The organism is Micromonospora sp. 4G55, from assembly GCF_016803375.1.
This window is the reverse complement of the sequence record NZ_JAEVHN010000197.1, coordinates 1-10,147: the sequence shown is the minus strand read 5'-3', so window position 1 is coordinate 10,147 and position 10,147 is coordinate 1. Positions and strand designations below refer to the sequence as shown.

General features: G+C 69.8%; 8 protein-coding genes and 1 pseudogene. 3 read left to right on the top strand and 6 right to left on the bottom strand.

Annotated elements, in window-relative coordinates:
• Positions 1 to 662 (bottom strand): hypothetical protein (locus tag JNW89_RS17555; RefSeq protein WP_238449739.1); only part of this gene is annotated, 662 nt, incomplete at its 3' end.
• 229 nt (positions 663 to 891) lie between these two features.
• On the opposite strand from JNW89_RS17555, the pseudogene JNW89_RS17550 reads away from it, so the two are divergent.
• Positions 892 to 2,347 (top strand): annotated as a pseudogene (locus JNW89_RS17550) (SDR family NAD(P)-dependent oxidoreductase).
• 169 nt (positions 2,348 to 2,516) lie between these two features.
• Here the strand turns inward: JNW89_RS17550 and JNW89_RS17545 are convergent.
• From JNW89_RS17545 to JNW89_RS17535, 3 genes are read right to left on the bottom strand one after another with little or no spacing between them, the layout of a single operon-like run.
• Positions 2,517 to 4,322, bottom strand: a complete 1,806-nt coding sequence (locus JNW89_RS17545) for a choline/carnitine O-acyltransferase (RefSeq protein ID WP_238449738.1) — start codon at positions 4,320 to 4,322, stop codon at positions 2,517 to 2,519.
• A 23-nt stretch (positions 4,323 to 4,345) separates the two neighbouring features.
• The gene (locus tag JNW89_RS17540; RefSeq protein WP_238449737.1) at positions 4,346 to 5,197 is read right to left on the bottom strand and encodes a hypothetical protein; all 852 of its coding nucleotides are present in this window, start codon (positions 5,195 to 5,197) and stop codon (positions 4,346 to 4,348) included.
• Between the two features lie 21 nt (positions 5,198 to 5,218).
• A complete protein-coding gene (locus tag JNW89_RS17535; protein WP_238449736.1) occupies positions 5,219 to 6,061 on the bottom strand; it encodes an arpA protein in 843 nt (280 codons plus the stop codon).
• A gap of 1,088 nt (positions 6,062 to 7,149) precedes the next feature.
• Here JNW89_RS17535 and JNW89_RS17530 point away from each other — a divergent pair.
• On the top strand, positions 7,150 to 8,406 hold the full coding sequence (locus tag JNW89_RS17530) for a PP2C family protein-serine/threonine phosphatase (protein WP_238449735.1): 1,257 nt from the start codon (positions 7,150 to 7,152) through the stop codon (positions 8,404 to 8,406).
• Here JNW89_RS17530 and JNW89_RS17525 read toward each other — a convergent pair whose 3' ends face one another.
• Positions 8,407 to 8,772 carry an STAS domain-containing protein gene (locus tag JNW89_RS17525; protein WP_238449734.1) on the bottom strand — a complete coding sequence of 122 codons (366 nt, stop codon included), beginning with the start codon at positions 8,770 to 8,772 and terminating at the stop codon, positions 8,407 to 8,409. It lies immediately after the preceding gene.
• Positions 8,773 to 8,973: 201 nt separating this feature from the next.
• Here JNW89_RS17525 and JNW89_RS17520 point away from each other — a divergent pair, with 201 nt between their 5' ends.
• Positions 8,974 to 9,405: an ATP-binding protein gene (locus JNW89_RS17520; RefSeq protein ID WP_238449733.1), complete on the top strand. Its 432-nt coding sequence runs from the start codon at positions 8,974 to 8,976 to the stop codon at positions 9,403 to 9,405.
• A 268-nt stretch (positions 9,406 to 9,673) separates the two neighbouring features.
• On the opposite strand, the gene JNW89_RS17515 is transcribed toward JNW89_RS17520, so the two are convergent.
• The gene (locus tag JNW89_RS17515; protein WP_238449732.1) at positions 9,674 to 9,994 is read right to left on the bottom strand and encodes a helix-turn-helix domain-containing protein; all 321 of its coding nucleotides are present in this window, start codon (positions 9,992 to 9,994) and stop codon (positions 9,674 to 9,676) included.
• Positions 9,995 to 10,147: the final 153 nt, after the last annotated feature.

Below are 10,147 nucleotides of genomic sequence, written 5' to 3'. Positions count from 1 at the left end.
CCACCGGCGTCGGCGCTGGCGGCGCGGGCGACCTCGGCGAGCCAGGCGTCGTCGGAGTGGGTGCCGGCCGGGCCCGCCCGACGGGCGCCCCCGGTCATCTCGAACTCCTCCCGGCATGTGGACGGCGCCGACCGCCGATCCGGTCCGCCCAGACTATGGGAACCGGCCAACCCCTCGTCGGAGCCGGCGCGATTGATCACTTGCCATGATCCTGCTGTTGCGGCTGTAGCCGCAGCGTGCTGATAGGTCGCAGCGGTCAGCCAGGCCACCGCCAGTGCGATCGAGTCCTGCGGGTTTAAGCGGCCGAACGCGTCGCGGCTACGCCGGTGGCCCGCGCGCTGCAACTCGCGCAGCACGGACGCGGCTGTCGGCAGGTGGGCGTCCAGCAGCGCCTGCGCGTCCCGATCAACGTCCGGCAACAGGGCAGTACGGCCGCCAGCGACGACTCGTTGCAGGTGGTGGCCGAGGAGATGCAGCGGCGGTTGAGGTGGGTCGCTGCCAGGAGGATCCGTGGTTGCGGCGCCGGGCAGGTCGGCGCGCTGCAGCTGGTCGATGCCAAGGTCGACGTGTCCGCCGAAGCGGTTCGGCAGCCAGCCCGCGGCGGCGGCGAGACCGTGGACGTGGCGAGGTCCGTGGAAACGTCCGATCATCCGTACCGCCATGCCGGTGGCGTGAGCCGCGCGGCGCGGCTGGCCTGCCCATGGTCGTCCGAGTCTGGAGTGGCTGGAGATGCAAAGTTTCGGTAGACCCGGGCGGGGTCGGCGTCGACGGTCTTTGGGTGGATGAGCCGACGCGGGATGCGTCGAAGGCCGTGCGGTGCGTACAGTTCCGGGTCGGACTTGGGGTGGGCCGGGTAAATCCGGCGCGGGGAACGGATGAGACAGCGGCGGCATGACGGCGGACAACATTACGGAAAACGGTCAATCCGGCATTGACCGCGGTCGGCTGGAGACCTGTCTCAGCGTCTTTGAGGCGTTGGAGAACCTGTCTCCCGATCACCCCGACGTGGTGCGGGTGCAACGGGCCACCGCGAAGCTCTACAAGGTGATCAAGCAGCGGCGACGGGAGGAACGGCGGGATGCCATCGCGGCGGCCGACCGCGCGGTGACGGCGGCCACCGCCACCGGCGCCCCTGGCCGGATCGACGACGAGACCCAGGGCATCCCGCTCGCCTCCCCCACCGTCGGTACCACGGCCGGCTTCCTGCACAATCCGCGCGGCTGCTACGTCTGCAAGCAGCGCTACCGCGAGGTGGACGCCTTCTATCACCAGCTCTGCCCGCCCTGCGCCGCGCTCAACCGGGAGCGCCGGAACGCCCGCACCGACCTGACCGGCCGGCGCGCGCTGCTCACCGGCGGCCGGGCGAAGATCGGCATGTACATCGCGCTGCGGCTGCTGCGCGACGGCGCGCACACCACGGTGACCACGCGGTTTCCGCACGACGCCGTCCGCCGATTCGCCGCGATGCCCGACAGCGCGGACTGGCTGCACCGCCTGCGGATCGTCGGGATCGACCTGCGCGACCCCGCCCAGGTGATCGCCCTCGCTGACTCGGTCAGTAGCCAGGGACCACTCGACATCCTGATCAACAACGCGGCGCAGACCGTCCGCCGCACTCCCGGGGCGTACGCGCAGCTCGTCGCCGCGGAGGCGGCGGCCCTGCCGGACGGCCCGCTGCCGGAGATGATCACGTTCGCCAAACCGGCCGCCGGAGCGACCCGGCCGCAGCCTCAGCGCCCCGCCGCAGCCGGCGATCACCCCGCACGCGCTCACCGCGCTGGCGCTGACCAGCGGCTCCGCCTCGCCGGAACGAATCGCGGCAGCCACCGCCATCGACGCCGGCGGTCTGGTGCCGGACCTCGACCCCGTCAACAGCTGGGTGCAGCGGGTGCACGAGGTGAACCCGGTCGAACTGCTCGAAGTGCAGCTGTGCAACGTGACCGCGCCCTTCGTGCTGGTCAGCCGGCTGCGACCGGCGATGGCCGCAGCGACCGCCCGCCGCAAATACGTGGTGAACGTGTCAGCGATGGAAGGCCAGTTCGCCCGCGGCTACAAAGGGCCGGGGCACCCGCACACCAACATGGCCAAGGCCGCGCTGAACATGCTGACCCGCACCAGCGCCCAGGAGATGCTGGCCGACGGCATCCTCATGACCAGCGTCGACACCGGCTGGATCACCGACGAGCGACCCCACCCGACGAAAATGCGGCTGGCGGACGCCGGCTTCCACGCCCCGCTGGACCTGGTCGACGGCGCAGCCCGGGTCTACGACCCGATCGTCCGCGGCGAACAGGGCGAAGACCTGTACGGCTGCTTCCTGAAGGACTACGCGCCCTGCGCCTGGTGATCGGCGCGCCCACCCCGCCCGGCTAATAGAGGATGCGGGAGTCGGCGGCCATGACCCTGGTGGTTGAGGTCGCCGCCGAGACCTGGGACGCGCTGCGGGACCGGTCCGCCGCCACGCCGACCGCCAGGTCGCGGAGATCGAGCGGCCGGCGGCGGACCCGTGACCCGGGCTACCGCTCGTCGAGCAGGTCGCGCAGCTCACGCAACGCTTCGCGGAGCCGGTCGGCAAACGTGTACATCATGCCGGCGACCGGGCGCGGGGTGCTGAGGTACAGGTTGAACCGGTCCGGCAGCAGCACGTACGCGATCCCGATGCAGCGACTGCTGGTGGCCCCGAACCCGAAGTAGCGGATGCTGGTCGACGGCGCCGAGCTGGTGCTCAAGTAGTCGTCGCGCATCTTGAGCCACCCCGGCGTCTCGTACAGCCGGGACGACTCGGGCACGCCGAGCGCCGCCCCACGCCGCTTTTGGATCAGCTGCAGCTCCCACAGGTGCTGCTCCGGTGCCGCACCGGCCTGGCACTGCTTCGCCCGTTCGACATGCTTGTCGGCTGCGGCCCGGAACGCCGCCCGCCGCTCGTCGGGTGACGCGGCGGGGTCGTCCATCGTGGACGCGAACCGCAGCACCTCGGGCGTTACGACGCGCATCGCCTCGGTCCGCCCCCGCAGGTACTGGCGGGTGGCGATGGACTCGTACGTGGCGCCGATGAAGCCCTTGGCCCGCTTGTGCGCGAGCTGGTATGCCACCTGCACGAACGCGTCCGGCGACATCCGCAGCCGCTTGACCTCGTCCACCCCGAACCCGTCGAAGGACAGGGTCGCGGTGGCGGTGTCCGCGCCGTATTGGGCGAACGACCGTGCCGCGGCGGCGATGTCGGCCCGCAGCGCGTCGTCGAGCACGAACGTGACCGGCTCGATCGCCGGCACCCCCTGCGCCGCCGCACCCGACTGCGCGGCGTGCTCCTCGGGCGACGCGGCGAGCATCGTGTCGACGAAGCTGAGGATGGTGGTGCCGTCCAGCCCGCAGTGCTCGACGTTGATGCCGGCCGTGCCGTCGGCGAACACGATGAGCGACACCGCCTTGTCGAACCACCGGTTGCTGCTGTCGCCGTGCAGCAACTGGTCGCAGGCCGCCAGGTCGTCGGCGGGCGTCAGGTCCTCTAGGCACACGCAGAACAGCGCCGTCTCGATGGTGTCCAGCGCCGCGGCGTTACCGGGATCCAGTGCCGCCAGCCGGTCCCTGGCCGCCGCCCACTCGGCCCGGGCCATCGTGGTGAGATGACCGGCCGCGGTGGCCGTCGCCTCCCGCGCGGCACCGGCCTTATGCACCTCACGCAGGCCGGCCGCCAGGTCGTCGAGGGAGTACGGACGCCCGTCCGGACCGACCACGTCCATCCGGAACGCGTTGCCGCGCTGGAACACCACGATGTGCCGCGCCGTCGACGGGCCCGGCATCTCGTCGCTGTACGGCGCTCGGACGGTGTCCTGCACCGGCCCCGGGATGCGGGTGGTCGAGAACAGGAACTTGTTCTGCTCCATCGACAACGGCTGCCCGCGCGTCACGATCGGCGGGATGCGCTCGTCGTCGAGCTGGGTCTTGTAGTTCACGGCGGCGGCGATGAGCCTCGCCGCGCGCTCCACCTGCGGCTCGGCGAGGCCGCGCAACGGCGTGTCGCGGAACAGGAAGATGAAGTTGGCGTTCAACGCGATCCGGTCCCGTCGACCGAGATAGCGCGCCGGCCAGAACGTGTCCAACCAGCTGTGCGTGGCCGGATCCGCGTTGTACCGCACCAGATCGGCGTGCAGCTTCGGCCCCGGACCGTCGGCCCGCCCGAACTCCTGCACCGCGGCCTCGGTGTCGGCGAACTCTTCCTCCGTCAGCAGCGGCGCAGACCACTCGAGGAACCGGGCGCAGGTGTCCTCCAGCGCGGGCAACGGCACCCGCGGCAGCGTGTCCTCGTTTTCGAACGTGCTCACTCGGTCTCCCTGGAATTCGCTGCTCATCGGGCGGCCTTCTGAGTCAATGACTGGTCAACGTCAAAGGTCAAGGGGTCGGGAGTGCCGAGGGGCCGGGAAACGTAGAGCTGAGCGTACAACCAGCCGTCGGTCTCCAGACCCTCCGAATCAACGCCGGCGGCGGACATCGTCTCCAGCACCTGCCGCTGTTCCCGGTCGGACGCGAAACGGCGCTGCCGGAACGACCGGTCCACCCGCACTGTGTCGTAACCGAGGGCCGCGAGGCTGTCGGCGATCGGTTCGAACGGGAACATCCGCAGCGCGAAATGCGCCATCCACGGCAGCCGGTCCCTGCGGGAGTCGACCACGCGCACGAGCGTCCGGCCTGTGACGTAGCCGAGGCATCCGGTGGAGATCACGATGTCGGCACCGGCGAACAGGGCGCGCTGCCGCGCCGTGGGTTCGCGCGCCTCCAGGTCGGCCTGCACGGCGTCGTCGAGGAACCCGGCCGCCGATGCGTAACCCAGCGCCGGCCGGGACACGTCCAGCCCCACGAACCGGGCCGGGGACCGGTGCGCCCGGACCAGCTCACGATCGCGTTCCAGCAGCGCTTGCCGGGTGCACTCGGCGTCGGCGTAGCGGTCGTACAGGTCGTCCATGGTGGCGTCGCAGCGCAGCAGCGCCGCGTTGACGCCGTAGGAGCAGCCGACGTCGACGACGGTCGGGACGGCCACCTGCCGCGATTGGCGGTACTGCCCGATGATTTGCTGAAAGTAGGGCTTGGCGAGTTGGGGAATGTAATAGTCGAGCTCACGCAGGGTGGTGAAATAGGCGCGGGGATCGGGTTGCGTGTAGATGCCGTCGAGCGAAACTTTTCCGGTCCGGTCGAAACGCACGGGGGCGGCTCCTCGCGATTACTAGTCCAGCAACTGGTCGACTCGCACGGCATTGCGCTCGGCGTCGCGGTGCGCGGGCAGCACCCGGCCGAACAGCTGCCGCGTACGGGCGACGCTGCCCATCACGCCGGGGCGTTCGGAGTAGGCGAAGATCGCTGAGTGCCGGGCGGTGGCGCCGCGCACCGCGCTCACCCGGTGCAGCGCGTACCGGCCCTTGAACAGCTGGAGGTCACCGGGGCGCAGAGTCAGGGCCCGCACCGGCGAGCGGTCGGCGCCGGTGAGCACCGAACGGACGGCGCGGAAGTTCTCCGCGCCCGCCGAACGGATGTTCGGGCAGTACTCGAAGACGCCGCCCTCCTCCGGCTCCTGGGTCAGCATGCTGACGGTGAACTCGTTGGTGTCGAAGTGCCACGGGTGCTCCATGCCGGGCTGCACGACGTTGAGCACCAGGCCGGACAGCGGGTCGGCGAGCTCGTGCAGCTCCGGGAGTTCGAAGCAGGCGGCGACGAAGCGCACGAACGACGGGTCGGTGTAGAGCCGGTGGATGACACTGTCGGTGGGGATCCGGTCACGCGGGACGAAGGCGTTTCCGCGCTGCATGACGATGCGGCCCGGGTGCTCGGCCGGCAGGTCGTCGTCGAAGGCGATGTTGTAGACGTTGGTCTCCTCAACGTCGTAGTACGCCAGCGGGGTGACCGCGGCGCCTTCCCGCCGCAGCGCCTCCCAGCTGCTCGGCAGAATGAACTCCGGCAGCACGCTGCACCCGAGTTCGCGCAGTTCGGTGCGCGTTCGGGAAACGACGTGTTCCCATGCGTCACTTCCCGGGTCGGCCAGTGGATAGCGCGCGGTGTCCACGATATTCATTGGACGGATCCCTTCTTCAGTGGTGGCGGCATGAAGAAATGCGGAATCCTAACAAGATTTATCAGCGTCAAGCCCCATGTTGGTTACATTATTCACAGCACCGCGGCCGGAGCGCGGCCCGCTGGACCAGCCCAACTACTGGTAGTCCGCCCCGGGGCCGGCCGACGGTCATGGCGCGTCCCGTCGAGCGCCGACGTATCGCTGCAAGAGGTCAAGGTGGGTGCGGTTGAACGCCCAGAGCGTCTGCCCGCCGCAGCAGTGGGCGTTCAGCCACAAGGGCAGGCGGAAGAATGGATCTACTGGACCACCCCAGCACGAGCCCTGAGATCCCTTTGAGGACCAGGACGCCGAGTACGCGCACCACGTGCACGCGAGTCGACGGGGCCATGAGGCGACCCGGCCATCGTTCGTTGGCCGTGGAGCGTTGACCGCTCGATGCCCGCAGCGCGGGCAGACGACATGAATGTCCTCCGCCGCCAGCTCGTACAAACTGACCATCGGATCCCGGAACCGATCCTGCCCGTCGCCCTGCCGTTCGTCCACGACACATACCATGCCGCATGTCGTCTAGCCGGACTCGTCACCCACGTCCTGAGACTGATCTGTCACGGACGTCCTGAGACCCGACACGGCCGGCAGCCGGCTGTCCGACGCCGCCTATGCGTTACCGATGGGCTCACATGCTGCGTGACACGGCGCGCTGAGTGCTGGGGGGAAGTTGGTCGGGTGCCGTTGTCAGGGTTTGGCACCATGCAGTGGTCCGCCGCACTATCGGGCGCTCGACGCGGCGGTTGACGCGCGCAAGCCCCCCTCTGCGTGGGCCTGAGGCTGCATCCCGCGTCGAGAAGTTCTAGGTAGGTCCAGCACCATGACCTCATGGATGACGCTCCACGGCAGTGGCATCAGCAGCACCTGGCGTCCTGGCTCCAACTCGTCGCCACCCTGCGGGCCGAGGGCTGGGAAGCGCAGGTGACGTGTCCCGCAGCTCCAGTGCATGCCCTGAATCGTGGACCTGGTCTGGGCTGTCGACGCTGCGGCGACGATCCTCGTGCTCGGCGATGACCAGCCGAGTCTCGTAGGCTCGGACAGTGGAAAGCAGTCGAGGGCGGATCATGGCGCAGATGTTGGATGCGGCGGAGAACGCCTCGCCGGTCGAGGCGGTCGAGGCGGTCACCCGGGAAGTCGGTGCGGCGCTGGGGGCACGTACCGTCGCGTTCTTGATCGCGGACCTCAGCGGCCGGGCGCTGGTCCGGTTGACCCACGTGCCGCTTGACGGGACCGGTGAGGGACGCCGGGGCGGCGATGAGGTCGCCACGGTGATGCCGTTCGACGGGGGCCCCGCCGAGCAGGCGCTACGCACCCAGACGGTGCAGGTTGTTCCGCAGCCTGACGGGTGGACGGTGTTGGCGCCGGTGACCGACCGCGGTGAGGCGATCGGCCTGCTCGAGATGATCCTGTCGGACGAGCCCGCCCCGCGGGCGCTGGAGGAGATCACCCGCACGGCGCACGTGTTGGCGTTCGTGGTGATCGCCAACCGGCGGCACACCGACCTGTTCGAGTGGGGGCAACGGACGACCCCATTCACCCTGTCCGGGGAGATCCAGCGCCGCCTGCTGCCCGCCTCGTTCACGTGTGAGGCCAGCGCGTTCACCCTGTCCGGCTGGCTGGAGCCCGCGGCGAGTATCGGCGGGGACACCTTCGACTACAGCCTCGCCCGCGACGTGCTGCATTTCAGCGTCACCGACGCGATGGGCCACGGGGTGGCCAGCGCGTTGACGGCCACCCTGGGCGTGGGCAGCCTGCGCAACAGCCGCCGCCGCGGGGTCGGTCTGGTGGAGCAGGCCGAAGCCGCGAATGCCGACGTGGCCGACCACGCCACCGTGCCCGGCAGCTACCTGACCGCGGTCCTCGGCCGTCTCGACCTGCGCACCGGGGTGTGCGCGCTGCTCAACGCCGGGCACGTGCCGCCGCTGCTGGTACGCGACGAAGACACCCGGGCGCTGCCGCTACCGGCCAACTTTCCCCTGGGCATGTTCGGCGGCGCCGGACACCGCGCTGGCGAGATCGAGCTGCGGCCGGGCGACCGCCTGGTGGTGGTCACCGATGGCATGCAGGAGCGCAACGCCGCCAACCTGGATCTACCGACCATGTTGCGGTCGATCACCGGTCTGCATCCCCGCGAGGCTGCCCGGGCGTTGGCCGACGCCGTCCTCGAGGTCAGCGGACCGACTCTGGCCGATGACGCCACCCTGTTCATCCTCGACTGGCACGGCGGGCACCGCGAGGACCGGCGTACCAGCGCCGGCGCCGACCAGGAGCGTGCCAGCACCGCGCTGCCCGACTGACTACCGGCCTGTCGCGTGGTCCGTGGACGGCACATCGGCTTCAGCCGCCTGCACACTGTCATAAACATGGATCACTCGATCCACCGACGTGACCGTCAGGACGCTGCGCACGGCGGGCTGCACCGCGGCGAGGCTCAACCGACCGCCGACGTCACGCAACGCCTTGAACATCACCACCAGCGCGCCCAGCCCGCTGGAGTCCATGAACCCCACCCCGGCCATATCCACCACCACCTGACGGTCACCGGCGTCGACCAACCGTTGCAGGCCCTCGCGCAACTGCGGGGACGTCGCCATGTCCAGCTCGCCGCGCACCGCGAGCACGGTGCAACCCCGGCCCGGCCGCACCGACAGCAGCAAATCCACAACAACCTCCCCCACGCCGATGATCCCCGCCTACCATATGCTGCCGGCAGGTGAACCGCCGTCGGCCGGCGTACGTCGAGCCGACACCCTGACCGTTTCACCTCCGCAACCCCGGGTAGGGCTGATCACCACCGGAGCATCGCGCCTCAGGGTGACGCAGTTCTCCGGTGGGTCAGGTACGGGCCGGGGAGGAGCTACGTAATGCGGGTGAGCATGACCCTGTCACTCCCGCGGCAACCGTCGTCGGTGACCCGCGCCCGCCACGTCCTCACCACCCTGCTGAGCCTCACCGACGCCGCCGAGGACTCCCGTGGCCACCTCGCCGTGCTGATCACCGAGGCGTGCGCCAACGCGGTGCTGCACGGCCATCCCGACAGCGCCGTCGACATCACCATCATCATCGACGACGACGACGACGACGTCTGCCTACTCGAGGTCGGCAACCGCGGCAGCACCCCCAACGGCGCTGGACTCGACGCCGAACTCCCCGCCCCGCTCACCGTCGGCGGCCGTGGACTGCCCCTGATCGCCGCGCTCGCCGACACGGCCGCCTTCGTCGCCGGGCCACCGGACCACGTGCTGCTACGCATCACCAAACACCTCACCGACGTACGATCATCACCGACCCGATGACCGGAACCACTCCGGCTCCCAGCCGTCCACCCGGCGGCGATCCAGTCCCACTCCAGGGGCTCCGCATCTCACCCCCCGCGTCAGCATTGCGCAGGCTCTGGCCGACGACGTAGGCGCCGTGCGGGTCGGTGTTGCGTTCGCCGGGGACCGCCTCCGCCGTCGGAGATGTGACCGTGCCGCTGCCGGGACCGAGGCGGGGACGGGGATCTTCCCTCCGGCGGGCCGGCCGGCTCACTGCCGCCGGCAACCTTCCCGGAACGTGGTCCGGTCAGTCGCGTCGCCGCGTTTCATGCTGCTGGTTCTCGTTCTGCCGGAGGGCTTCCTCGAGTTGGTCTTCCAAAATGATGATCCGGCAGGCGGCCTCCAGAGCGGTGCCCTGGTCCACCATCTCGCGGGCCCGGGCGGCCAGGCGTAGTTGGTAGCGGGAGTAGCGGCGGTGTCCACCGGTTGATCGGTGCGGGTCGATCAATTTGGCCTCGTCCAGGCGGCGCAGGAAGTCCTGCGTGGTGCCGAGCATCTCCGCGGCCTGGCCGATGGTGTAGGCGGGATAGTCCTCGTCGCCGAACATGTCATCAGGGTTTCGCCCCATGCCACCTCCACGTCGAGGGCCCCGGCGCTTACGCGCCGGGGCCCAGGGTTACGGGTCAGAACACCATCTGCCGACAGGAACGTCGGCTCGTCATATCCGCACCAGCCGTCACAGAAGGCTTCGGGTGCGAGGATCGCATATGCGTGACCGGAG